This is a genomic window from Kosakonia pseudosacchari (assembly GCF_015167415.1).
GTDB classification, from domain to species: domain Bacteria; phylum Pseudomonadota; class Gammaproteobacteria; order Enterobacterales; family Enterobacteriaceae; genus Kosakonia; species Kosakonia pseudosacchari.
The window spans coordinates 1923709-1948281 of record NZ_CP063425.1; the positions used below are offsets into that span (position 1 = coordinate 1923709).

Here is a 24573-nt window from a genome sequence, read left to right on the forward strand (position 1 = left end):
ATGTTTTTAGTTGATTCGCATTGCCACCTCGATGGCCTGGATTACCACTCTTTGCACAAAGACGTTGATGACGTACTGGCGAAAGCCGCCGCGCGCGATGTGAAGTTTTGTCTGGCGGTTGCCACGACATTACCAGGTTATCGTGCAATGCGTGAGCTGGTGGGAGAGCGCCCGAATGTGGTCTTTTCCTGTGGTGTGCATCCATTGAACCAGGATGAAGAGTACGACGTCGAAATGCTGCGCCAGCTGGCGGCGGAAGAGGGCGTTGTGGCAATGGGCGAAACCGGACTGGACTATTTTTATACGCCGGAAACGAAGCCACGCCAGCAGGAATCCTTCCGTAACCATATCCGTATTGGTCGCGAACTGAATAAGCCAGTGATAGTCCATACGCGTGATGCGCGAGAAGACACGCTTGCGATTTTACAGGAAGAGCGCGTGACGGATTGTGGCGGTGTGTTGCACTGCTTTACGGAAGATCGCGAAACGGCGGGTAAGCTGCTGGATATGGGGTTTTACATCTCGTTCTCTGGTATTGTCACTTTCCGCAACGCTGAGCAGTTGCGTGATGCCGCTCGTTACATTCCGCTCGATCGCTTACTGGTCGAAACCGATTCGCCTTATCTCGCCCCGGTGCCGCATCGCGGCAAAGAGAACCAGCCAGCGATGGCGCGCGATGTGGCGGAATATATGGCGGTGCTGAAAGGCGTTTCTGTCGAAGAGCTTGCGCAACAGACGACACAGAACTTTTCCCGTTTGTTCCATGTTGATCCATCCCGCCTGCAATCTGCCTGATCTGTCAGCTTATTTTAGTACTCGTAATTAATAAACGATCGGAGTAAAGTTCACCGCCATAAAAAAGGCGGTGGCGGTCGTTTTTCATACGGAAGCCGACACCTTTTGTAAATCAGTGTGAGTTTCGTGACCGGCGCTAGCTGAAACGTGATAGCCGTCAAACAAACTTTTACTGATTTATTTTACTCTGTGTAATAAATAAAGGGCGCTTAGATGCCCTTCCCACGGCGCGGATCTCCCCCCTCGCCAATGCGTGAAAGCGTAGAAAAAAGCACTAATACTCAGGAGCACTCTCAATTATGTTTAAGAATGCATTTGCTAACCTGCAGAAGGTCGGTAAATCGCTGATGCTGCCAGTATCCGTACTGCCTATCGCAGGTATCCTGCTGGGCGTCGGTTCTGCAAACTTCAGCTGGCTGCCAGAAGTGGTTTCCCACGTTATGGCCGAAGCGGGCGGTTCCGTTTTTGCTAACATGCCGTTGATCTTCGCTATCGGTGTTGCGCTTGGCTTTACCAATAACGACGGCGTTTCGGCTCTGGCCTCTGTAGTTGCCTACGGCATCATGGTGAAAACCATGGCAGTGGTTGCGCCTCTGGTTCTGCATTTACCTGCTGAAGAAATTGCCGCAAAACACCTGGCTGATACCGGTGTGCTCGGCGGTATCATCTCCGGCGCGATTGCGGCGTATATGTTTAACCGCTTCTATCGCATCAAGCTGCCTGAGTATCTGGGCTTCTTCGCTGGTAAACGTTTCGTGCCGATCATCTCCGGTCTGGCTGCGATTTTCACCGGCGTGATCCTCTCCTTCATTTGGCCGCCGATCGGTACTGCGATTCAGACTTTCTCCCAGTGGGCCGCTTACCAGAACCCGGTTGTGGCGTTCGGTATCTACGGCTTCATTGAACGTTGCCTGGTGCCGTTTGGTCTGCACCACATCTGGAACGTACCTTTCCAGATGCAGATTGGTGAGTTCACCAACGCGGCAGGTCAGGTGTTCCACGGCGATATCCCGCGTTATATGGCGGGCGACCCGACTGCGGGCAAACTGTCTGGCGGCTTCCTGTTCAAAATGTACGGTCTGCCGGCTGCTGCTATCGCTATCTGGCACTCTGCAAAACCGGAAAACCGCGCGAAAGTGGGCGGTATCATGATCTCCGCAGCGTTGACCTCGTTCCTGACCGGTATCACCGAGCCGATCGAGTTCTCCTTCATGTTCGTTGCGCCGATCCTGTACGTAATCCACGCGATTCTGGCTGGTCTGGCATTCCCGATCTGTATCCTGCTGGGTATGCGTGACGGTACGTCGTTCTCTCACGGTCTGATTGACTTCATCGTGCTGAGCGGTAACAGCAGCAAACTGTGGCTGTTCCCGATTGTCGGTGCGGGCTATGCGGTGGTTTACTACACCATCTTCCGCGTGCTGATCAAAGCGCTGGATCTGAAAACTCCGGGTCGTGAAGACACCACTGAAGAGAGCAAAGCGGGTGCTACCAGCGAAATGGCTCCGGCTCTGGTTACGGCGTTCGGCGGTAAAGAGAACATCACCAACCTGGATGCGTGCATCACGCGTCTGCGTGTCAGCGTGGCTGACGTAGCGAAAGTGGATCAGGCTGGCCTGAAGAAACTGGGCGCTGCGGGTGTGGTTGTTGCTGGTTCCGGTGTGCAGGCAATTTTCGGTACTAAATCCGATAACCTGAAAACCGAAATGGATGAGTACATCCGTAACAACTAAGCCATAGTCTGGGGAGACTGAGGGAGCCTGATGGCTCCCTTTTTTATTGCTCAAAATGCTGCCCATAAGCGTGGCCAGCTTCAGGTTTTGGCTCCGGATTCAATTTCATAAAGCAGGCAGAGGCTTCTGTTGCTGAATGACGGTATACCCATCCAGGGCGCAATCAATGTCGCCTTTTATAACGGCGTCTGAATAAAACAGAGGAACAACGTCAGTCGCCGCCAACAGACCGTGTGCCATTAACGGCCTCCGCTCCGGTAAACTCGTTTCATTGCCACCGAACAGGACTCACAGCCGCGCGGCATAAACTTACGCCGGGTATAGTGAGAAACGTGCAAGGATCAGTGCAGCGGTAACGTCTGCCTAAGGGGCTCGCTGGAGAACGGGATGCAGGGCAGTTATCGGTAATAGCGGTTTTCGGGGGCGCCACGCAGATAGTGGAAAACATAATCTGCAAAGCGTAAAAAAGCCCGCCTGGAGAACGGCGGGCCTGGTGAGTCTGGCGCGTTGGTGATCAGAAGCTGTAACTGGCGCTTACGGAGAAGTTGCGTGGTGCGCCGTATACACCATAAGTGCCCAGATAATCGTAATACTCTTTATCGAACACATTGTTCAGATTGGCTTGAACCGCAAAGTTTTTGGTTGCCTGGTAGCGGGTGAAGAGATCCACCACCGTATAACCGCTCTGGGTGATGCGCATATCGCCGTTCGGGCCTTTGATATCCTGCCAGGTTTTATTCTGCCAGCGTGCGCCGCCGCCAACGGAAAGTTCCGGTAGCATCGGCAACTGGTAACGCGTGAACAATTTCATCGTCGTGCGCGCCTGTTCCGGGTTAACGGCTACACCGTCACCATCTTCAGCCATAAACCGGCTGGCACCAAAGGTGAGCTGTAAGTTGTCGGTGAGGGCACCATTGAGTTCAAATTCGACACCTTTGCTTACGGTGCCATTGACGGATTTATACGCTGTCTGGCCGCCGGAATTCGGAATGTACTCGCCGGTCGATACGGCAACATGATCCTGCTCGGTACGGAACACCGCCAGGGTTGCTGTCAGACGCGTGTTGTACCAGTCGCCCTTGATCCCGGCTTCGTAACTTTTACCCGTTGTGGGGTCAAGGAATTCACTGTTGATATCACGCTGGTTTGAAGGCTGGAAAATAGAGGTGTAGCTACCGTAAACAGACCAGGTGTCATCAATGTCATAAATCAGGCCAGCGTATGGCGTGACGTCATCGGACTTGCTGGTACGGATCTCATCCGGCTTACGTTCCAGATTATATTTTGCGCTCCATTCGGTATAACGCGCGCCAAGGATCAAGTGCAGCGGATCGGCCAAAGAGATTCGGGTTGCCGCATACAATGATTTCTGGCGGATCACATCGCGCTGGTAGAGCGCCCAGTCAGACCATGTCGGGTCAGCCAGCGTGTTACCGTTATAGTTATGAATGTTGCCGACATCCATCAGGCCGGAATTATCATTAACCGGATAGGCGTTGTCATAATTGTTGCGCTGGCGGCTGTAGCTACCACCGAACATCACTTCGTGCTGGCGACCAAGCAAATCGTAACCACCGCGAACAAAGGCATCGATGGAGTCTTGTTTACGCTCGCCACGGTTCCAGCCGCCCCATGCGCCTTGCCACTGTGAGGCATCATACAGACCGGTGGTTTTGTCCGGGTAACCGTCGATATACATCAACTTGCTGTCGAAGTTGGTTTCCGCATGCATGGCGTTAACTTTCGCTTCCCAGCCGTTATCAAAACGTTGGGTCAGATTGGCGAAAATTTTTGAAGAATCGACATTGGAGTAAGCCCAGTCAGCAGCGGTGTTGAAACCGCGACGGAAATGCGTACGGCTGCCGTCGCTGTACAGCGAGGGGAAACCGCCCCAGGTCGGGCTGTCCTCTTCGCTTTCCTGATAGTCATAGCCGAGCGAAAGGGTGGTGGAATCTGTGATATCCGCATCCACCACGCCGGTAATGAATTTTTTACGGTAGTGGTTACGTTCAACCCAGGAGTCTTTATCCTGATAACCGGTGATAACCCGGCCGCGCACGTTGCCGGATTCGGTCAGCGGTGCTTGCAGATCCAGCACATAGCGCTGATTGTCCCAGCTACCGTATGTTGCGGTGGCGGTTCCTTTAAACTCTTTGCTGTCTGCATGCTTACGCACCATGTTGACATAAGCAGAGGGATTACCTGTTCCACTCATCAGGCCGGCCGCGCCGCGCACCACTTCAATCTTGTCATAAATTGCCGTGTCGCCAGCGGTATCACCAAAATTCCAGCGGTTATCAAGGAATGTCGGCATATCTTCATAAGCAAAGTTACTGACAAAAAAGCCGCGGGCGAAGAAGTTGGTGCGATGACTGTCAATGCGTGATGCGCTGACGCCAATTGTATTGTCCAGCACTTGTTCGATCGTATTTAGCTGCTGATCCTGCATACGTTGCTGGCTGACCACACTCACTGATTGCGGGATGTCACGCGGAACCAGTAACAGCTTGGTGCCAGTGGTGGTGGTTTTCACGCTGTAGTCTTGCGCCTGGCTGTCAGAGGTGCTTAATGCCGCGCCATCAACCACAACGGTATCTTCAGAACCTGCAGCGGTATCTGCCGCAAACGCAGCAGAGGGGACTAAAGCTATTGAAACGCAGGCGGCAAGCAGAGACGGTGTGGCAGCTAACGGACGCGCTTCGCCCCTGGCGTGATGAGTGAAAGACATGAATAAACCCTTAATGGTGCGTTAGAGGGAGAGCCTTGCAGCGATACGGTGTCGCGTCAGGCGGGTTTTGTAATTCGTCTGATAATAATTGCGCATGAAAATGCAAATGCGAAATATACGCATTCACCACATGAATGTAAACAGATGTAATATTCACTACTGAAATGCCGTTTCACCGCAGCGCGGCTTAAACGCGGGAGATTTGCACCCTAACAGCACGGGAAAGGTGAAAGAAAAACAGCGTTTTGGTTGAAACAACAAGAGAATCTCGATCATACTCTAGGGCACGTAATTGACGACGGCTGCGGGCTGGCTCCGCGTACATAAAAGGAAAACGTCATGGCCGAAGAAACCATTTTCAGTAAAATCATTCGCCGCGAAATTCCCACGGATATTGTTTACCAGGACGAACTGGTCACCGCTTTTCGCGATATCTCTCCGCAGGCTCCAACCCATGTCCTGATTGTGCCAAACATCCTGATCCCAACCGTGAATGACGTGACCGAAGCGCACGAGCAGGCGCTGGGGCGCATGTTGACCGTTGCGGCGAAAATCGCCCGTGACGAGGGGATTGCAGAAGACGGTTACCGTTTGATCATGAACTGTAATCGTCATGGCGGGCAGGAGGTTTATCATATCCATATGCACCTGCTCGGCGGGCGCGCACTGGGGCCGATGCTGGCTCATAAAGGTCTTTGATATGACGAACGGGCGTGTCGGATTATGGCTGGCAGCGCTGGTGCTGGTGGGGTGCAGTTCACGTCCAACGATCCCGGTCGCCGACGACCAGACGTTAGTGATGGAATCGAGCATTCTGGCCTCAGGGATTATCGCGCAGCCGCCGACGTTAAGTACGCAGGAACTCCAGCCTTCCGCGTCTTCACGGTTGTTTAATGAACGACAGCAGCCCGTTACCGTGCATTATCGTTTTTTCTGGTATGACGCCAGAGGTCTGGAAATGCACCCGCTGGAAGCGCCGCGAACCGTCACGATCCCGGGTAATTCGGGCGTGACGCTGTATGGCAGCGCCAACTATTTGGGTGCGCACAGCGTCAGACTTTATCTTTACCTGTAAGGGGTGACTCTTGATTAAAACTATTGGACGCTACGCGCTATTGACAACCCTGGCCGTGCTGCTTGCGGGCTGTATTAGCGATCAGCAACCCGCACCGGTTGATCAGGCGGGTGGTGCAGGAACGCCGCAACAACCCACGCCGGTACAGCCGCAACAACCGGTGCCGGAGGTGCCTTCAGTCCCGACGCTGCCACAGCAGCAACCCGGGCCGATTGAGCACCAGGACCAGACGGGGCAACCCGCGCCGCGCGAGCGTCATTTTGACTGGAACAGCGCCGTTCAGCCGATGGTCGGCAAAATGTTGCAGGCAAGCGGTGCGAACGCCGGTAGCGTGCTGTTAGTGGATAGCGTCAATAACCGAACCAACGGTTCTATCAACACGGGTGAAGCCACGGGGGTGGTGCGCAACGCGTTAGCGAATAACGGCAAATTTACGCTTGTTACCGAACAGCAACTGGCGGTCGCGAAGCAGCAACTGGGGCTTTCGCCACAAGACAGCCTCGGTACGCGTAGTAAAGCCATCGGTATCGCCCGTAACGTCGGGGCGCAGTATGTGCTTTACTCCAGTGCGACCGGGAACGTCAACGCACCGGCGCTGCAAATGCAATTGATGCTGGTACAGACCGGCGAAATTATCTGGTCGGGTAAAGGTGCGGTTCAGCAACAATAAACAGACGCGTGACGAGGTGTTGTCACGCTACTTTCCGACCTATACTCCCGTCGCTGGCCAGCATACCGGGCTCAGCGGCGGGAGTTGTCTTATCAGCGATGGGCGGCATACGCTGGTGCTGCGAAAACGGCACCATGCGACCTCATTGCCTTTTCTGCGCCAGTATCGCTTACTTCGCCGTTTGCCTGTTTCTATTACGCCTCGTCCGCGCTTATTCACCGGCGAGTGGATGGCGGTCGAATACCTGCCCGGCGAGGTCTGCACCGGGCTGCCACAGGCCGGGGTGCTGGTGCCGTTACTGTATGATTTACACCGACAACCGCTGTTTGGCTGGCGGATAACATTATTGCCGCTGCTTGAAGGTTACTGGCAGCAGAGTGCGCGCTCGCGGCGGACGCCATTCTGGCTGCGGCAGTTAAAGCAGTTGCGCCAGCGAAAAGAGCCTGTGCCGCTACGGCTGGCACCGTTACATATGGATGTCCACGCCGGAAACCTGGTACAGAGCGCTGCGGGTTTGCGGTTGATCGACTGGGAATATGCGGGCGATGGCGATATCGCGCTGGAGTTGTCTGCCGTATGGACGAAAAACGAAGCAGAGCGGCAGGAACTGGTGAATCACTATGCGCAACAGTCTGCGATTAATCCCGCTCTGCTGTGGCGCCAGGTCCGGCGCTGGAGACCGTGGGTTTTGATGCTAATGGCTGGCTGGTATGAGTGCCGCTGGCAGCTGACGGGCGATCAACAATTTATTACGCTGGCGAATGAAACATGGCGTCAGCTGGCAACAAAAGGATAAGAGAGGTAAATGTGGGCCCAGTGATGTTGGATGTGGAAGGGTATGAACTGGATGCGGAAGAGCGCGAGATTCTGGCGCACCCGCTGGTTGGCGGCCTGATCCTCTTTACCCGTAATTATCACGATCCCGAGCAATTACGGGAGTTGGTGCGCCAGATCCGCAGCGCTTCGCATCATCGTCTGGTGGTGGCGGTCGATCAGGAAGGCGGGCGCGTACAGCGCTTTCGCGACGGTTTTACTCGCTTACCTGCCGCACAATCTTTTGCAGCTTTGCATGGGCTGGAAGAGGGGGGGCGACTGGCGCAGGAGGCGGGTTGGCTAATGGCCAGTGAAATGATCGCCATGGATATCGACATCAGTTTTGCCCCGGTGCTGGATGTCGGGCATATCAGCGCGGCGATTGGCGAGCGTTCCTATCACGAAGATCCGGTGAAAGCGCTGGCTATGGCGACGCGATTTATCGACGGGATGCACAGCGCAGGGATGAAAACCACCGGTAAACACTTCCCCGGTCACGGAGCGGTTACGGCCGATTCCCATAAAGAAACGCCACGCGACCCGCGACCACAAGGCGAGATCCGCGCGCATGACATGACGATATTCCGCAGCCTCATTGAGCAAAACAAACTCGATGCGATTATGCCCGCGCATGTCATCTATGCCGATGCAGATCCGCGTCCGGCCAGCGGCTCGCCATATTGGCTGAAAACCGTATTACGCGGCGAGCTGGGTTTTGACGGCGTGATTTTTTCGGATGATTTGTCAATGGAAGGCGCGGCGATCATGGGAAGTTACGCTGAGCGTGGGCAAGCGTCGCTGGATGCCGGTTGCGATATGATCCTGGTCTGTAATAATCGTAAAGGCGCGGTAAGCGTATTGGATAACCTGTCGCCGATCAATGCACAACGTGTTACGCATTTGTATCATAAAGGTTCATCTTCTCGTCAGGAGTTGATGAGCTCAGCGCGCTGGAAGGCTGCTCATAACGAACTGGAGCAGTTGCATGCGCGCTGGCAGGAGCACAAAGAGGCCCGTTAATTCCTGCGGACGCGATGTCGAAGTGGTGAGGATACCATGATTATCTATTTACACGGTTTTGACTCAAACAGCCCCGGCAACCATGAAAAAGTGTTGCAGCTGCAATTTATTGATCCGGATGTGCGCCTGATTAGCTACAGTACGCGCCACCCGAAGCATGATATGCAGCACCTGCTGAAAGAAGTGGATAAAATGTTGCAGCTCAATATCGACGAGCGTCCGCTGATTTGCGGTGTTGGCCTTGGCGGGTACTGGGCTGAACGTATCGGTTTCTTGTGCGATATCCGTCAGGTGATCCTCAACCCTAACCTGTTTCCTTACGAAAATATGGAAGGGAAAATTGACCGCCCGGAAGAGTATCAGGACATTGCCACCAAATGCGTGGCCAACTTTCGTGAGAAAAATCGCGATCGCTGCCTGGTGATCCTCTCGCGCCAGGATGAGGCACTGGACAGCCAGCGCTCAGCTGAGGAGTTGCACCCCTACTACGAAATTGTCTGGGACGAAGAACAGTCGCATAAATTCAAGAACATCTCACCGCATCTCCAGCGTATTAAAGCCTTTAAAACCCTCGGTTAATCCCCCTTCCGGCAGGTCATCTCACCTGCCGGCGTTATTTTTATCTCTGCGTTTCGCCGGGCACTATTTTGTCTGTCGACTACACTTGCTCATCTTTTACGCATTAAAACTTGATGCATATCAATTTTGGTATGACCATTGAACCGTTCGTGTTATTCTCGACGTCAATATCTGGTTGTAAGTGCGTAACCTGTTGTTAATTAAAGGCTATTATCATAACTTTTAATTAACAATTGGTTAATATTTTAGGGGGTCACGTTGACTACACCATTGAAGAAAATTGTGATTGTAGGCGGTGGTGCTGGCGGTCTGGAACTGGCGACGCAGTTAGGTAAAAAGCTTGGCCGCGGAAAAAAAGCGAAAATCACGCTTGTCGATCGTAATCACAGCCATTTGTGGAAGCCGTTGCTGCACGAAGTGGCGACAGGGTCTCTGGATGAGGGTGTCGATGCGCTGAGCTACCTGGCGCACGCGCGTAATCACCATTTCCAGTTCCAGCTCGGTTCTGTCGTCGATATTAATCGCGAAGGCAAAACCATCACGCTCGCTGAACTGCGTGATGAGAAGGGCGATTTGCTGGTACCGGAGCGTAAACTGGCCTATGACACGCTGATAATGGCGCTCGGCAGTACCTCGAACGACTTCAACACACCTGGCGTGAAAGAGCACTGTATCTTCCTCGACAACCCACACCAGGCGCGCCGTTTCCACCAGGAGATGCTCAATCTGTTCCTGAAATATTCGGCGAACCTTGGCGCTAATGGCAAAGTGAATATTGCGATTGTTGGCGGTGGGGCAACCGGTGTTGAACTCTCGGCGGAGCTGCACAACGCGGTGAAACAGCTGCACAGTTATGGTTATAAAGGCCTGACAAACGAAGCGCTGAACGTGACGCTGGTAGAAGCAGGCGATCGTATTCTGCCTGCGCTGCCGCCACGGATTTCCGGTGCCGCGCATAACGAGTTGACCAAAATGGGTGTCCGCGTGTTGACCCAAACGATGGTGACCAGTGCCGATGAAGGCGGTCTGCACACGAAAGAGGGCGAATATATCAACGCCGATCTGATGGTGTGGGCGGCGGGTATCAAAGCGCCGGACTTTATGAAAGAGATTGGCGGGCTGGAAACCAACCGCATTAACCAACTGGTGGTCGAACCAACATTACAAACCACCCGCGATGTGGACATTTACGCAATTGGCGATTGCGCGTCGTGTGCACGACCGGAAGGTGGTTTTGTACCGCCGCGTGCGCAGGCCGCTCACCAGATGGCAAGCCTTGCTTTGCATAACATTCTGGCGCAGATCAAAGGTAAGCCGCTGAAATCGTACGTTTATAAAGATCATGGCTCGCTGGTTTCCCTGTCCAATTTCTCGACGGTTGGCAGTCTGATGGGCAACCTGATGCGCGGTTCAATGATGGTTGAAGGGCGTATTGCACGCTTTGTGTATATCTCGCTGTACCGTATGCACCAGGTCGCGCTGCATGGTTATTTCAAAACTGGCCTGATGATGCTGGTTGGTAGTATTAACCGGGTGATCCGCCCGCGTCTCAAATTGCACTAACGCTGCTCTGCTCCCTGCGGCTTTACCTGCCCAGGGAGCAGCATATCGCTCTGCAGGTGGCGTTAAACCGCTCGGATAACTCTGAATATCGTCTTTTTCCTGCCCACTATCCCTCTTTTTACGCTCTTTCTGATTGGCTTCCTTGCTTGCGAAGTTGCAAAATTGTTACCAATAGCAAACAGGGAGAGAATCCTGATGAACAAATCAATGTTAGCGGGTATCGGTATTGGCGTGGCCGCTGCACTGGGCGTTGCCGCAGTTGCCAGCCTGAACGTGTTTGAGCGCGGTCCTCAGTACGCGCAAGTGGTTTCTGCGACGCCAATCAAGGAAACGGTGAAAACGCCACGTCAGGAGTGCCGAAACGTGACAGTAACGCATCGTCGTCCCGTGCAAGATGAAAACCGTATTACCGGTTCTGTTCTTGGCGCGGTAGCGGGGGGCGTGCTGGGGCACCAGTTTGGTGGCGGTCGCGGTAAAGATGTCGCCACAGTCGTTGGTGCGCTGGGCGGCGGTTACGCCGGTAATCAGATTCAGGGCGGGATGCAAGAAAGGGATACCTACACCACGACCCAGCAACGTTGTAGCACCGTGTATGACAAGTCAGAAAAAATGCTCGGCTATGACGTAACGTATAAAATTGGTGACCAGCAGGGAAAAATCCGCATGGATAAAGATCCCGGTACGCAAATTCCGCTGGATGGCAACGGTCAACTTGTTTTGAATAACAAAGCGTAAAACAGAAGTACTCTGCATGTTGGCTCCTCATCGCTCAGGCTGAGGAGCCTTTTTTCATTAAAAAAGCCTTACATTTCTGCAAGGCTTTTAATCAGTTAAATAAAGTCGTGTTGGCGAACCAGCAGCAGGCCTGTTATCACAATTGAGATAAATGCAAACAGTACTGAACCACCTAACAAAACCCACAGACCAAATAATAATGTTATTACTATTAACACTTTAATGAATGGTAATAGCAAAATCATCTCCATTTTCCTTCTGCATGTGTTAAGTACAGGTAAATACCCTTTATCCTCGGAAGTCGTTCAATACAGCATTTAGGGTGAGAGCAAAGGAAAGTATGTACATAGCTGCATCATCATGATGCACATTATTTTGTATCATCCGGACTAATCATTAGCCGCGCAATAATCACAATTAAGAATAGCAAAGCGGGGGAAAACGCTGATAGATTTTACCTATTATTGAAATGTGATATCTGTATCACAGAGACAAGATGAGACGGTTTCCCGTCTCATTTTTTTTCAGGCTTTGATCAAATCCGGCCACAGCCGCAGAGTGGTGTGAATGATTTGCAAAAGTTTTTCGCAACTCGCACCTTCACGCGCGCTGATGGACATGCCCTGCAGGATACATCCTAAAAACTGCGCTAGTACGAGTGTGTCAACCGCTTGTGGAATTTCACCGCGTAGCTGGCGAGCGGTGAGGAACTGACGCAGCGTCTCTTCCTGCTGTGCATGTCGCGATTTTATGGTGTTCGCAATTGCCTGTGACGATGCTGCCAGTGTCGCCGAGGTGTTGATCATAAAGCACCCGGCGGGCGTATCCGTGCTAGTAAAACACTTCGCCACGGCAGTGAAGTAATCGCGCAGCGCACTTTCCACTGATTTTTCTTCGCACAACAACTGCGCTTCATGCTGACGCGCGAAACGGGTGATGTAACGATCGAGGACAGCGCGAAACAGCCCCTCTTTGTTGGTGAACTCGGCATACAGCGTCGGCGCTTTCGCCCCGGTCGCTTCGACGAGATCGGATAATGATGTGGCTTCGTAACCATGTTGCCAAAATAGCGTCATGGCTTTGTCGAGCGCCGCTTCCCTGTCGAACACTTTCGGTCGTCCACGGCTTTTTTTGATGCAACTGCTGACTTCACTGGTCATATCGCCGCCTAACCTTTGTTAGTTTGTTGAATGACCATTATAAAAATAATTCCGCCAGATAACCAGCAGCAAATCAGCACATATTGATAAATCATATCCTTATGAATTATCAATAAATTTAATTTTATTTAATGATCGTTATAAAAACATGTTGACGCGTGATTGAGATCGCATCTACGATTTGTGTATCGATCGTTAATTTAATGTTTAACGACATTCTTCATCTGCATCCAGGAAAGACATCATGAAAAATATCACCGCGCTGTTTACTGCTGCTGTACTGAGTTCTTTCTCTTTCGCCAGCTTCGCTGCTGTTGAAGTGCAATCTGCTCCGGCAGGCCAGCAGGAAGTGGCGACCGTTGGTGTGCGTGCCAACTCCAACCTCGCATCGGTTGAAGATCAACTGGCACAGAAAGCCGATCAGATGGGGGCAAAATCATTTCGCATCACCTCTGTGACCGGTTCCGACAATCTGCACGGCACGGCTGTTCTCTACAAATAAGTGCAACACATAACGCTTCAGTTATAAAAAAGCCCCGCGTATTATCGCAGGGCCTTTTTTTATGCCGCCAGGGGAGTTACATCACCTGCGGTGCGTTTTCAATGTGGCGGGTGACATCAACCGGCATCCCGGAACGCACCTCCATCACATGGCTCATCACCGCCGCATCGCTGCGCGCATCGTCTTTGAAAGCTTGCATAGCAGCGTTCAGCACGATGGGTAAGGTTTTGGGATCATCGTTAATTGATTTCGATAACGGCTGATGCACTTCAACCAGTCGTCTGCCATCAGGCTCAACTGACGCTTTAATAGGCGTATTGATGATATTCACTGGTGTACCCGGAGAAACCTGAGCAAAGAGATTAGAGATATCCTTGTCCCGCAGGCGAATGCAGCCGGAGCTAACGCGCATGCCGATACCGAAATCTGCGTTAGTACCGTGCAGCAAATAGACGCCACCAAACGCGGCAAGGCGAATGGCATGGTGCCCCATCGGGTTATCCGGCCCGGCAGGCATCACCGCCGGCAGATCGATGCCCTGTGCTTTATAGCGCGCGCGAATATTCGCGGTCGGTGTCCAGGTCGGGTTCGCGCGTTTATCAGAAACTGTGGTGACCATGGTTGGCGTCAGTGTGTCGCCACCCAGTTGACCAATGCCAATCGGATAAACTGTGACTTCATTTTTACCCGGCGGAAAGTAATAGAGGCGCAGTTCGGCGAGGTTGATCACAATGCCTTTGCGCGGCACATCGGGGAGCAGCGTTTGCAGCGGAATGGTCAGGACGCTGCCCGCCCGCGGGACATACGGGTCAACACCGGGATTGGCCTGTAAAAGCGCAAGAAAGCCCACATTGTATTTTTTGGCAATCGCCTCCAGTGAACCGCCGTCGTTCTGCACGACATGAAAACGGTTTTCGCCAACGAGGTGACTGCCGGGAGGGGGTAAAGGCCAGGTGTTAGCTCGTGCGGGTAGGGCGACTGCGACAGTGGCAGCCGCGGCCAGCAGCGCGAGCCAGTGAACGAAACGCGACATTTTTATCATTACCATAATCCATGTAAATCATAAGGTTATTGCTATAAATCTGTGTGATGGAATTATGGTAGGTCAGCGTGTAGGGAAATCCTGGAGTATTGCAAAATATTTGTAAATATTGAGGAAAGTAAAGGGGCCGGGTCGTATGACCCGGCCTGGAACGTTTTTGTCAGGCTACCGCGTTTTCGGCGAGCTGCTGCATAAAGTTACGTACCCAATCCATACGCACTTTGCGCTCGCTGAGATCCTGCATAAACTTCAACCGCGTTGGGCCATCGAGGCGGAAATGCTGCGGTTGTTTCTGCAGTAAGCCAATCAGCCACGCCGGGTTAACATGATTTTTCGCGTTGAACTCAATCATGCCGCCTTTCTCGTTACCTTCCAGCTTGCGGATCCCCAGTTTTTGCGCCTGCTGGCGCAAGCGGGCAATATCCAGCAGGTTACGCGCCGGATCCGGTAACAGGCCGAAACGGTCAATCAGCTCGACTTTAATCTCCTCCAGCGCGTTCTCATCTTTGGCGCTGGCGATGCGTTTATAGAATGACAAGCGCGTGTTGACGTCAGGAATAAAGTCATCCGGCAACAGCGAAGGCATACGTAATTCAACTTCAGTTTGCTGGCTGGTGAGATCTTCCAGCGACGGCTCGCGGCCCGCTTTCAGCGCATCGACCGCGTTTTCCAGCAGCTCCATATAGAGCGAGAAGCCGATGGTTTCCATCTGCCCACTCTGGTCTTCGCCCAGCAGTTCTCCCGCACCGCGAATCTCCAGGTCATGCGTTGCCAGCGCAAAGCCCGCGCCTAAATCTTCCAGCGAAGCGATGGCCTCCAGACGTTTTTGCGCATCGGTGGTCATGGCTTTAGGATGCGGCGTCAGCAGCCAGGCGTAGGCCTGGTGGTGCGAACGCCCGACACGCCCGCGCAGCTGGTGTAGTTGGGCAAGACCGAAGTGATCGGCGCGTTCAATAATGATGGTGTTGGCGGTCGGAATATCGATCCCGGTTTCAATAATGGTGGTGCATACCAGCACGTTGAAACGTTGATGGTGGAAATCATTCATCACCCGCTCCAGCTCGCGTTCACGCATCTGACCGTGACCGATGGCGATGCGCGCTTCCGGCACCAGTTCCGCCAGCCGGTCGGCGGCTTTCTGGATATTTTCCACATCATTGTAGAGATAATAGACCTGCCCACCGCGCAGGATTTCACGCAGCATCGCCTCGCGCACCACCAGATTGTCGTACTCGCGCACAAAGGTTTTCACTGCCAGGCGGCGCGCGGGTGGGGTGGCGATAATCGACAGATCGCGCATCCCGCTCATCGCCATATTCAGCGTACGGGGGATCGGCGTGGCGGTCAGCGTCAGGATATCCACATCGGCGCGCATCGCTTTAATACGCTCTTTGTGGCGCACACCGAAACGGTGCTCTTCATCGACAATTAACAGGCCGAGATCCTTCATTTTGACATCGCTTTGCAGCAGCTTGTGCGTGCCAATCAGAATATCGATTTTCCCTTCGGCGGCCTGCTCCAGGATCTGTGCCTGCTCTTTGGCGCTGCGAAAACGTGAAAGCATTTCAATGCGCACCGGCCAGTTGGCGAAGCGATCGCGGAAGTTATCGAAGTGCTGCTGGGCGAGCAGGGTGGTTGGCACCAGCACCGCCACCTGCTTATTGTTCTCAACCGCAAGAAACGCGGCGCGCATCGCCACTTCGGTTTTACCGAAGCCGACATCGCCGCACACCAGCCGGTCCATTGCCAGCGGCTGGCACATATCGCTGAGTACCGCGTTAATGGCTTGCGCCTGATCCGGCGTGGTTTCAAACGGGAAACTGTCGCAGAAAAGTTGATACTGCTCTTTGTCATGTTTAAAGGCGAAGCCCGCTTTGGCGGCGCGCTGCGCGTAAATATCCAGCAGCTCTGCGGCGACATCGCGCACTTTTTCCGCCGCTTTTTGCCGCGCGCGTGACCAGGCATCGCTCCCCAGTTTATGCAGCGGCGCGTTCTCTTCCGCACCACCTGCGTAGCGGCTGATTAAATGCAGCGACGAGACGGGCACGTACAATTTGGCATCACCCGCGTAGGTCAGCACCAGGTATTCGCCTTTGATGCCGCCCGCTTCCAGCGTGGTCATGCCGGCATACCGGCCCACGCCGTGCTCCAGGTGCACCACTGGCTGACCGTCATGCAGTTCGGCGAGGTTGCGGATCAAGGTATCCGGGTTGATAGTGCGTCGTGTATCCTGGCGGCGACGCGCGACGCGCTCACCGAGCAGATCGCTTTCACAAATCAACGCCCGGCTGCGTAACGTATCGATAAAGCCGTGTTCGGCGGCGCCAATCATCAGGTATGCGCCAGGCGCTTCGGCTTCGTCGAGACGCATAATGCGCTTAGGCGCAACTTTGATGCGCGCCAGTAGCTCAATTAACGCCTCGCGACGACCTTCACTCTCAACCGAGAACACCACCGGCCCGGCGAAGGATTCGAGGAACTTGCGCAGATTATCAAGCGGCGATTTCTGCTGCGCCTGTACCGCCAGATCCGGCAATGACCGGTAACCCAGGTTAACATGCGCGGCTTTGTCGGCCAGCTGTTCGGTTTTTAACTGGATGCGCGGCCATTTCTTCAGCTCGCTGTAGAGCTCATCAACGCGAAGCCACAGCGTCTCCGGCGGCAGCAAAGGGCGCATGGGATCAACACCTCGGTTCTCAAAACGCGCCAGCGTCTCCTGCTGGAAGCGCTCGGCGCTGTTTTCCAGATTACCGGTGTTGACCAGCAACGTATTTGCCGGGAAATAGCTGAACAGCGGCGGTAGCGGTTCGCTGAAAAACAGCGGCTGCCAGTACTCAATCCCGGCAGGCAGCGTACCTTTGCTGACTTGCTGGTAGATATGCTCTGCGTCGCGTTTGACCTCAAATTTATCGCGCCACTGGCTGCGGAACAGCTCAATGGCGTTTTTATCGGTCGGAAATTCGTGCGCGGGCAGTAAGTTAATTGCCTCGACTTCTTCCAGCGTACGCTGGGTATCGGCGTCAAACAGACGCAAACTGTCAATTTCGTCGTCGAAAAAGTCGAGGCGGAAAGGCTGCTCACTGCCCATCGGGAAAAGATCGAGCAGCGCGCCGCGTGTGGCGTATTCCCCATGCTCCATAACTTGATCAACATGGCGATAACCCGCGCTGTCCAGTTGGCTGCGCAGCTCGTCGCGCGACAAGCGTTGGCCTTTTTTCATCACCAGCGCATGGCCATGCAGGTAGCTATGCGGGCAAACGCGCTGCATCAGCGTATTTACCGGAACAATCAACACACCGCGCTGCATGGAGGGGAGTTGATATAACGTCGACAGGCGGGAAGAGATAATTTCCTGGTGTGGCGAGAAGCTGTCATACGGCAGCGTTTCCCAGTCGGCGAGGTTCATCACCAGGTTATCGGTAAATTGCCCAATCTCATCCTGCAAGCGCAGCGCGTTTTGCATATCCGGCGCAATCAGCACGACGGGACCCGGATGGCGTTCAATGATTTCCGCAACTTCGGTGGCGCAGGCAGCACCTGTGAGTTCGCCAAACTGGCGCTGGTCGCCTGCTTTGACAGGCAGGGAATAACGGTATTGTTCAGGCATGGGGATATCAAGATCTCATTATGGATATACCCCCCGTTATGGGGGCATATCCCTGATACGCAATACCATTATTATCTGTGATTAGGCGGCGTTAGCCAATACGACGCGCAGGATTAACGCGCTTGCACCGCCGTGAGATGTTTCGTTGGCGGCGTGAAAAAGAGATCGGCGAACAGCGCCGACGACAATTTTCGCACCATCAGCCCAACCAGCGTACAAATCAGTAACGTGGCAAACGGATAGACCAACAGTAGCGCCAGCTCGACCGTTTGCGGCCACGCGCCCGCGTTCATCGGCTTGAGCAGCGCCAGGCTGATGGCTTCAATCAGAATGCGGTGGGTGGTATAAATCGCCAGCGTATTAGAGCCGACCACGTTCAGCAGGCTCTTTTCGTTGGGTGGAAAACGCTGCTCCAGCGCCTGGAACAAACGCATAATGCCCACGATAGAAAGCAGGCACAGCGGCAGGGGCATATTGAACATCCACAGCCCGAAAGCCACTACCGCCGCCAGCGCAAACAGTAACCCGTAACGGCGGAGCGACACGGTTTTGACCCACTCCATCACGCTTGCCCCATACCAGGCGCCGAGCGAATAAAAAATCATATTGCGCACCACGCTGTTCATCCCCCACCACGGCAGTGGCAGGTAATTAATCGCCAGGCTTGCCAGAATCATCAGCGCTAATAGTGGCACTTTCCAGTGACTGAACAGCTTACAAAGCGTGAAGTAGACCACCAGCGCATAGAGATACCACAAGCTGGTGCTGGCGGTGAGCATACCCTGCGCGAATTCGCGCCAGTTCTCCGCATAAGCCGCATTAGCGGCATTACTCAGATCGCGCTGCGGCGCGAGCCAGTCATTAATCTGGCTTAAGCCTGCCCATTGCAGCAGGCCCCACAGCGCCAGCACATAGACGATGCTCCAGATACGCTTATCGAGCGTTTCTTTCCACGGCACATCGTCTATATAACGGCGAATGAGATAGCCGGAAATGAAAAAGAACACCGGCATACGAAACGGCGCGAGATAAAGGTTGAAATAAATCCAGCACTTAGAGAGCGTTTGCGACCACGGATGCTGGAAAGTCGAAAGGTGCGGGTAAAACGTGATGACTGAGTGATAAACCACGACCAGACAAATACATAACCCTTTGATTTGATTAATCCATAATGCTTTCTGTTTCATTAACGTTGTTGCCTGTTTTGCCATAATTCTGGCCGTTGATCCTGGTCAGGCAGGAGAGGGATGTATTGGGGAAGTGTCTGTATTTGTTCATTTTCGGATTAAGGCGAGAGGAACTGCGCGGTTAACAGCCGTACAAACAAACGGTAATGCAAACGGGCTGACGGTTATTTATTGGTTTGATTTCACGGAATTTTTCCTTATCTGTCTGACGAATACTTACCGTTTCACTCATTTACGCTCTGTGCTTTCGCTTATATACTCCTCTCTCTGCTATCAGCAACCAGACGGATTTCATGTACCAGCCTGTCACTCTTTTCATAGGCCTGCGCTATATGCGCGGGCGCGCAGCGGACCGCTTCGGCCGCTTTGTCTCCTGGCTGTCAACCATTGGCATCACCCTCGGTGTTATGGCGCTGGTAACGGTGTTATCGGTGATGAATGGCTTTGAGCGCGAGCTACAAAACAACATCCTGGGGCTGATGCCGCAGGCCACTCTCACCACGCAAAACGGCTCACTGAATCCCGCGCAGCTCCCGGCAAGCGAGGTCAAATTGCAGGGAGTGACGCGTATCGCGCCGCTCACCACCGGTGATGTGGTGCTGCAGAGCGCGCGCAGCGTTGCGGTGGGTGTCATGATGGGCATCGATCCGGCACAAAACGATCCGCTGACGCCATATCTGGTGAATGTCAAACAAAGCGACCTGCAAGCGGGCAAATACAACATTATCCTCGGCGAGCAACTGGCCGGTCAGTTGGGCGTAAACCGTGGCGATCAAATTCGCGTGATGGTGCCGTCCGCCAGCCAGTTTACGCCGATGGGCCGCTTGCCGAGCCAGCGTTTGTTTACCGTGATTGGTACATTTGCGGCGAACAGCGAAGTCGACGAATACCAGATGCTGGTCAATATTGATGACGCTTCACGCCTGATGCGCTACCCGGCGGGGAATATCACCGGCTGGCGTTTATGGTTGAACGAGCCGCTGAAAGTCGATGTGCTCAGCCAGCAGAAATTGCCGGAAGGCACCAAATGGCAGGACTGGCGCGATCGTAAAGGCGAGCTGTTCCAGGCGGTGCGGATGGAAAAAAATATGATGGGGCTGCTGCTGAGCCTGATCATCGCCGTGGCGGCCTTCAATATTATTACCTCGCTGGGTTTGATGGTGATGGAAAAGCAGGGCGAGGTTGCGATTTTACAAACCCAGGGCTTAACACCACGGCAGATCATGCTGGTGTTTATGGTGCAAGGGGCGAGCGCCGGGATCATTGGCGCGCTGCTGGGTGCCGGGCTGGGGGCGCTGCTTGCCAGCCAGTTGAATAATTTAATGCCGATTATCGGCGCGTTTCTTGATGGCGCAGCCCTGCCGGTGGCGATTGAGCCGCTACAGGTGATTGGTATTGCGCTGGTGGCAATGGCCATCGCGCTGCTCTCTACGCTTTATCCTTCCTGGCGCGCTGCCGCCACTCAACCCGCCGAGGCTTTACGTTATGAATAAGATCCTGTTGCAATGCGACAACCTGTGCAAACGCTATCAGGAAGGCAGTGTGCAAACCGACGTTCTGCACGATGTCAGCTTTAGCATGGCGGAAGGGGAGTTAATGGCGATTGTCGGCAGCTCCGGCTCCGGTAAAAGTACGCTGTTACACCTGTTGGGCGGGTTGGATACGCCTACTTCCGGCGATGTGATTTTCCGTGACCAGCCGATGAGCAAACTCTCCTCGACCGCCAAAGCGGAGTTGCGTAACCGGGAATTAGGTTTTATCTACCAGTTCCACCATTTGTTGCCGGACTTCACCGCGCTGGAAAACGTGGCAATGCCGCTGTTGATTGGCAAAAAGAAACCGGCGGAAATTAATGAACGTGCCCGGGAAATGCTGCGCGCGGTTGGGCTTGAACATCGTGCCAGCCACCGTCCCTCCGAGCTTTCCGGCGGTGAACGCCAGCGTGTGGCGATTGCCCGCGCGCTGGTCAACAATCCGCGCCTGGTGCTGGCAGATGAACCGACCGGGAACCTCGATGCGCGTAACGCCGACAGCATTTTCGAACTGCTGGGCGAGTTGAACAAAATGCAGGGCACGGCTTTCCTCGTGGTGACGCATGATTTACAACTGGCGAAAAGGATGAATCGCCAACTGGAAATGCGCGATGGCCGCCTGAATACTGACGTCACCCTGATGGGGGCCGAGTAATGGCTTCCCCTCTCTCTTTACTGATTGCGCTGCGTTTTAGCCGTGGTCGCCGTCGTGGCGGGATGGTGTCACTGATTTCGGTGATCTCCACCGTTGGTATCGCGCTGGGCGTGGCGGTGCTGATTGTCGGTTTAAGCGCGATGAACGGTTTCGAACGTGAACTGAACAACCGCATTCTGGCGGTGGTGCCGCACGGTGAAATTGAGCCGGTGAATCAGCCGTGGACTAACTGGGACACGGCGCTGGAAAAAGTGAAAAAAGTGCCGGGCATTGCCGCCGCTGCGCCCTATATTAATTTTACCGGGCTGGTGGAAAGCGGTGCGAACCTGCGCGCGATTCAGGTGAAAGGCGTTGACCCGGCGCAGGAAACGCAGCTCAGCGCCTTGCCGAAATTTGTACAGGGCGGTGCCTGGCAAAATTTCCGTGCCGGTGAGCAGCAAATCATTCTGGGTAAAGGCGTGGCCGATGCGCTGAAAGTGAAGCAGGGCGACTGGGTCTCCATCATGATCCCTAACTCTGACGACGCGCATAAACTGCTGCAACCCAAACGCGTGCGCCTGCACGTAACGGGCATTCTGCAACTGAGCGGTCAGCTTGATCACAGCTATGCGATGATCCCCATGCAGGACGCGCAGCAGTATCTGGATATGGGCGGCAGTGTTACCGGCATCGACATCAAAGTGAATGATGTGTTTAACGCCAACAAACTGGTGCGCGACGCGGGTGAAGTGACCAACAGCTACGTCTATATCAAAAGCTGGATCGGCAAGTACGGCTACATGTATCGCGACATTCAGATGATCCGCGCCATAATGTATCTGGCGATGGTGTTAGTGATTGGTGTGGCTTGTTTTAACATTGTCTCGACGCTGGTCATGGCGGTAAAAGACAAGAGCGGCGATATTGCCGTGCTGCGTACGCTCGGGGCGAAAGATGGGTTTATCCGCGCCATTTTCGTCTGGTACGGCCTGCTGGCGGGCCTGCTTGGTAGCATCAGCGGTGTGGTGATCGGCGTGGTCGTGTCGCTGCAATTAACGCCAATTATTAACGTGATTGAGACGCTTCTCGGCCATCAGTTCCTGTCGGGAGATATCTACTTTATCGATTTCCTGCCATCGGAGCTGCACCCGCTGGATGTCGTCTATGTGCTGGTGACGGCGCTGGCGCTAAGCCTGCTGGCAAGCTGGTATCCGGCGCGCCGGGCGAGCAATATTGATCCCGCCAGAGTGCTGAGCGGGCAGTAATTTCGCGTGGAACGGGCCACAACGAAGGAGTGGCAATGAATTACGGATTTGATATCGGCGGCAGTAAAATCGCGTTGGGCGTCTTTGACGCCAACCGACGCTTACAGTGGGAAAAGCGCGTCGCCACCCCGCACGACAGCTATCAGGCGTTTCTGCGCGTCATTGCCGATCTGGTTGCCGAAGCGGATGCGCACTTCGGTGTCAAAGGCAGCGTCGGCGTCGGTATTCCCGGCATGCCGGAAACCGCCGACGGCACGCTCTATGCCGCTAATCTTCCCGCCGCCAGCGGTCAACCGCTGCGCGCTGACCTCACTGCGTTGCTTGAGCGCAATGTGCGTATCGACAACGACGCCAACTGCTTTACGCTTTCAGAAGCCTGGGATGACGAATTCCGTCAGTATCCGCTGGTGATGGGGTTAATCCTCGGCACCGGCGTTGGTGGTGGGCTGGTGGTGAACGGGAAATCTGTTACCGGTCGTCGCTTTATCACTGGCGAATTTGGGCATATCCGCTTGCCGGTGGATGCGCTGGGACTGATGGGTTTTGATTTTCCGCTGACCCGCTGCGGCTGCGGAAAAATCGGCTGTATTGAAAACTATCTCTCAGGTCGCGGTTTTGCGTGGCTGTACCGACACTTCTATCATCAATCCTTGTCAGCGCCGGAAATCATTACGCGCTGGGAACAGGGAGAGGCGAAGGCACTGGCACATGTGGAACGCTACGTGGATTTGCTGGCGGTGTGTCTGGGCAATATCCTGACCATCGTTGACCCGGATCTGCTGGTGATTGGCGGCGGTTTATCGAATTTCAGCGCGCTGACCCGGCTACTGCCAGCGCGTATTGCGCCGCATCTGTTACCGGCAGGCGATGTACCGCGTATCGAACGCGCGCGCCACGGCGATGCGGGCGGGATGCGCGGCGCGGCCTTTCTTCACCTCACTGACTAATCTGAGAGGATGCTATGCAATCGCGACGTTCACATCGTCTCAGCCGTTTTCGCCGTAACAAGCGCCGTTTGCGCGAGCGCTTACGTCAGCGAATTTTTTTCAGAGACACAATGGTGACAGGCGTAATGGAAAAACCAAGAGTCGTCGTTCTGACGGGAGCGGGTATTTCCGCTGAATCCGGTATTCGAACCTTCCGCGCGGCAGACGGGCTGTGGGAAGAGCATCATGTTGAAGATGTGGCGACACCGGAAGGTTTCGCCCGCAACCCGCAACTGGTGCAAACCTTCTATAACGATCGGCGCAGGCAACTGCAACTGCCGGAGATTGTGCCGAATGCCGCGCATCTGGCGCTGGCGAAGCTGGAGCAGGCGCTGGGCGATCGCTTTTTACTGATCACGCAAAACATCGACAACCTGCACGAACGCGCGGGCAATAAAAACATTATCCATATGCATGGCGAGCTGTTAAAAGTGCGCTGTTCGCAAAGTGGGCAGGTGCTGGCGTGGACGGGCGATGTCACTCATGATGACAAATGCCACTGCTGCCAGTTTCCGGCGCCGCTGCGCCCGCATGTAGTATGGTTTGGCGAAATGCCGCTGGGGATGGACGAGATTTACAGCGCGCTGGCAATGGCGGATGTGTTTATCGCCATTGGCACCTCCGGGCATGTCTATCCAGCTGCCGGGTTTGTGCATGAAGCGAAACTGCAGGGCGCGCATACCGTAGAGCTGAACCTCGAACCGAGCCAGGTCGGCAGCGAGTTTGAAGAGAAACATTACGGGCTGGCAAGCCAGGTCGTACCGGAATATGTCGAAAAGCTGCTGAAAAAGCTTTAATCATCGCCGCCATCCTTTTTAGCTACGAGGATGGCGGTTTACCGCGCTTTTTGCTGACCGCTTATTGACCCGATCGCTACACGCCAGCTTGTGGCACCCGTGAACATCCCCGGTAAGTTCCCCGTAAGACAACACCCCTGATGATAGCGT

The 24573-nt window shown here is 54.1% G+C and carries 21 protein-coding genes; 16 read left to right on the top strand and 5 right to left on the bottom strand.

Features of this window, described 5'->3' with window-relative positions; genetic code table 11:
• The gene (locus tag IP581_RS08985) at nt 1-795 is read left to right on the top strand and encodes a metal-dependent hydrolase (protein ID WP_193822325.1); all 795 of its coding nucleotides are present in this window, start codon (nt 1-3) and stop codon (nt 793-795) included.
• A 299-nt stretch (nt 796-1094) separates the two neighbouring features.
• Nucleotides 1095-2528: a PTS glucose transporter subunit IIBC gene (gene ptsG, locus IP581_RS08990; RefSeq protein WP_086869712.1), complete on the top strand. Its 1434-nt coding sequence runs from the start codon at nt 1095-1097 to the stop codon at nt 2526-2528.
• Nucleotides 2529-3042: 514 nt separating this feature from the next.
• Here the strand turns inward: ptsG and fhuE are convergent.
• Entirely contained in the window at nt 3043-5256 is a 2214-nt protein-coding gene (fhuE, locus tag IP581_RS08995; protein ID WP_193822326.1) for a ferric-rhodotorulic acid/ferric-coprogen receptor FhuE, read from the bottom strand.
• Nucleotides 5257-5595: 339 nt separating this feature from the next.
• Between fhuE and hinT the strand changes: the two genes are divergently transcribed.
• From hinT to IP581_RS09035, 8 genes are all read left to right on the top strand, one after another.
• Nucleotides 5596-5955, top strand: coding sequence for a purine nucleoside phosphoramidase (gene hinT / locus IP581_RS09000; protein WP_193822327.1), 360 nt, complete (start codon nt 5596-5598; stop codon nt 5953-5955).
• A gap of 1 nt (nt 5956) precedes the next feature.
• Nucleotides 5957-6331, top strand: a complete 375-nt coding sequence (locus IP581_RS09005) for a YcfL family protein (protein WP_086869709.1) — start codon at nt 5957-5959, stop codon at nt 6329-6331.
• Between the two features lie 10 nt (nt 6332-6341).
• Nucleotides 6342-7001 (top strand): penicillin-binding protein activator LpoB, encoded by a 660-nt coding sequence (gene lpoB, locus IP581_RS09010; RefSeq protein WP_086869708.1) that lies wholly within the window; start codon nt 6342-6344, stop codon nt 6999-7001.
• Nucleotides 6982-7797, top strand: a complete 816-nt coding sequence (thiK, locus tag IP581_RS09015) for a thiamine kinase (RefSeq protein ID WP_193822328.1) — start codon at nt 6982-6984, stop codon at nt 7795-7797. Before lpoB ends, thiK begins: the two co-directional genes overlap by 20 nt.
• Nucleotides 7798-7808: 11 nt before the next feature.
• Complete coding sequence (gene nagZ / locus IP581_RS09020; RefSeq protein ID WP_193822329.1) at nt 7809-8834, top strand: beta-N-acetylhexosaminidase; 1026 nt, start codon at nt 7809-7811, stop codon at nt 8832-8834.
• A gap of 36 nt (nt 8835-8870) precedes the next feature.
• Nucleotides 8871-9413 (top strand): alpha/beta hydrolase YcfP, encoded by a 543-nt coding sequence (ycfP, locus tag IP581_RS09025; RefSeq protein ID WP_097400066.1) that lies wholly within the window; start codon nt 8871-8873, stop codon nt 9411-9413.
• Nucleotides 9414-9671: 258 nt separating this feature from the next.
• Entirely contained in the window at nt 9672-10976 is a 1305-nt protein-coding gene (locus IP581_RS09030) for an NAD(P)/FAD-dependent oxidoreductase (protein ID WP_193822330.1), read from the top strand.
• 195 nt (nt 10977-11171) lie between these two features.
• Nucleotides 11172-11711: a glycine zipper 2TM domain-containing protein gene (locus tag IP581_RS09035; protein ID WP_020457466.1), complete on the top strand. Its 540-nt coding sequence runs from the start codon at nt 11172-11174 to the stop codon at nt 11709-11711.
• A gap of 524 nt (nt 11712-12235) precedes the next feature.
• On the opposite strand, the gene IP581_RS09040 is transcribed toward IP581_RS09035, so the two are convergent.
• Nucleotides 12236-12871 (bottom strand): TetR/AcrR family transcriptional regulator, encoded by a 636-nt coding sequence (locus tag IP581_RS09040; protein WP_193822331.1) that lies wholly within the window; start codon nt 12869-12871, stop codon nt 12236-12238.
• Between the two features lie 244 nt (nt 12872-13115).
• Between IP581_RS09040 and bhsA the strand changes: the two genes are divergently transcribed.
• Nucleotides 13116-13373 (top strand): multiple stress resistance protein BhsA, encoded by a 258-nt coding sequence (gene bhsA, locus IP581_RS09045; RefSeq protein WP_086869697.1) that lies wholly within the window; start codon nt 13116-13118, stop codon nt 13371-13373.
• Between the two features lie 76 nt (nt 13374-13449).
• Here the strand turns inward: bhsA and ldtC are convergent, their stop codons facing one another.
• The 3 genes from ldtC to IP581_RS09060 all read right to left on the bottom strand — a co-directional run bounded on the left by ldtC (nt 13450) and on the right by IP581_RS09060 (nt 19209).
• Nucleotides 13450-14415: a L,D-transpeptidase LdtC gene (ldtC, locus tag IP581_RS09050; RefSeq protein WP_193822332.1), complete on the bottom strand. Its 966-nt coding sequence runs from the start codon at nt 14413-14415 to the stop codon at nt 13450-13452.
• A 160-nt stretch (nt 14416-14575) separates the two neighbouring features.
• Nucleotides 14576-18022, bottom strand: a complete 3447-nt coding sequence (gene mfd, locus IP581_RS09055; RefSeq protein WP_193822333.1) for a transcription-repair coupling factor — start codon at nt 18020-18022, stop codon at nt 14576-14578.
• A 113-nt stretch (nt 18023-18135) separates the two neighbouring features.
• Nucleotides 18136-19209 carry an acyltransferase family protein gene (locus tag IP581_RS09060; protein ID WP_193822334.1) on the bottom strand — a complete coding sequence of 358 codons (1074 nt, stop codon included), beginning with the start codon at nt 19207-19209 and terminating at the stop codon, nt 18136-18138.
• Between the two features lie 293 nt (nt 19210-19502).
• Here IP581_RS09060 and lolC point away from each other — a divergent pair, with 293 nt between their 5' ends.
• The 5 genes from lolC to cobB are packed head-to-tail and all read left to right on the top strand — an operon-like array spanning nt 19503 to nt 24423.
• A complete protein-coding gene (lolC, locus tag IP581_RS09065; RefSeq protein ID WP_086869692.1) occupies nt 19503-20702 on the top strand; it encodes a lipoprotein-releasing ABC transporter permease subunit LolC in 1200 nt (399 codons plus the stop codon).
• Nucleotides 20695-21396 carry a lipoprotein-releasing ABC transporter ATP-binding protein LolD gene (lolD, locus tag IP581_RS09070; protein ID WP_193822335.1) on the top strand — a complete coding sequence of 234 codons (702 nt, stop codon included), beginning with the start codon at nt 20695-20697 and terminating at the stop codon, nt 21394-21396. The genes lolC and lolD overlap by 8 nt, the downstream gene beginning before the upstream one ends.
• Nucleotides 21396-22640, top strand: a complete 1245-nt coding sequence (gene lolE / locus IP581_RS09075) for a lipoprotein-releasing ABC transporter permease subunit LolE (RefSeq protein WP_193822336.1) — start codon at nt 21396-21398, stop codon at nt 22638-22640. The genes lolD and lolE overlap by 1 nt, the downstream gene beginning before the upstream one ends.
• A 35-nt stretch (nt 22641-22675) precedes the next feature.
• On the top strand, nt 22676-23587 hold the full coding sequence (gene nagK, locus IP581_RS09080; protein WP_193822337.1) for an N-acetylglucosamine kinase: 912 nt from the start codon (nt 22676-22678) through the stop codon (nt 23585-23587).
• Between the two features lie 14 nt (nt 23588-23601).
• Nucleotides 23602-24423, top strand: a complete 822-nt coding sequence (gene cobB / locus IP581_RS09085) for a Sir2 family NAD+-dependent deacetylase (protein ID WP_097400061.1) — start codon at nt 23602-23604, stop codon at nt 24421-24423.
• Nucleotides 24424-24573 lie beyond the last annotated feature (150 nt).

Coding starts and splice junctions, on each gene's coding strand:
- ycfP (WP_097400066.1), top strand. CDS start 8,871: ATGATTATCTATTTACACGGTTTTGACTCAAACAGCCCCGGCAACCAT.
- IP581_RS09040 (WP_193822331.1), bottom strand. CDS start 12,871: ATGACCAGTGAAGTCAGCAGTTGCATCAAAAAAAGCCGTGGACGACCG.
- lolE (WP_193822336.1), top strand. CDS start 21,396: ATGGCTTCCCCTCTCTCTTTACTGATTGCGCTGCGTTTTAGCCGTGGT.
- ptsG (WP_086869712.1), top strand. CDS start 1,095: ATGTTTAAGAATGCATTTGCTAACCTGCAGAAGGTCGGTAAATCGCTG.
- hinT (WP_193822327.1), top strand. CDS start 5,596: ATGGCCGAAGAAACCATTTTCAGTAAAATCATTCGCCGCGAAATTCCC.
- lolC (WP_086869692.1), top strand. CDS start 19,503: ATGTACCAGCCTGTCACTCTTTTCATAGGCCTGCGCTATATGCGCGGG.
- IP581_RS08985 (WP_193822325.1), top strand. CDS start 1: ATGTTTTTAGTTGATTCGCATTGCCACCTCGATGGCCTGGATTACCAC.
- IP581_RS09060 (WP_193822334.1), bottom strand. CDS start 19,209: ATGAAACAGAAAGCATTATGGATTAATCAAATCAAAGGGTTATGTATT.
- IP581_RS09005 (WP_086869709.1), top strand. CDS start 5,957: ATGACGAACGGGCGTGTCGGATTATGGCTGGCAGCGCTGGTGCTGGTG.
- nagK (WP_193822337.1), top strand. CDS start 22,676: ATGAATTACGGATTTGATATCGGCGGCAGTAAAATCGCGTTGGGCGTC.
- fhuE (WP_193822326.1), bottom strand. CDS start 5,256: ATGTCTTTCACTCATCACGCCAGGGGCGAAGCGCGTCCGTTAGCTGCC.
- lolD (WP_193822335.1), top strand. CDS start 20,695: ATGAATAAGATCCTGTTGCAATGCGACAACCTGTGCAAACGCTATCAG.
- IP581_RS09035 (WP_020457466.1), top strand. CDS start 11,172: ATGAACAAATCAATGTTAGCGGGTATCGGTATTGGCGTGGCCGCTGCA.
- ldtC (WP_193822332.1), bottom strand. CDS start 14,415: ATGATAAAAATGTCGCGTTTCGTTCACTGGCTCGCGCTGCTGGCCGCG.
- mfd (WP_193822333.1), bottom strand. CDS start 18,022: ATGCCTGAACAATACCGTTATTCCCTGCCTGTCAAAGCAGGCGACCAG.
- bhsA (WP_086869697.1), top strand. CDS start 13,116: ATGAAAAATATCACCGCGCTGTTTACTGCTGCTGTACTGAGTTCTTTC.
- cobB (WP_097400061.1), top strand. CDS start 23,602: ATGCAATCGCGACGTTCACATCGTCTCAGCCGTTTTCGCCGTAACAAG.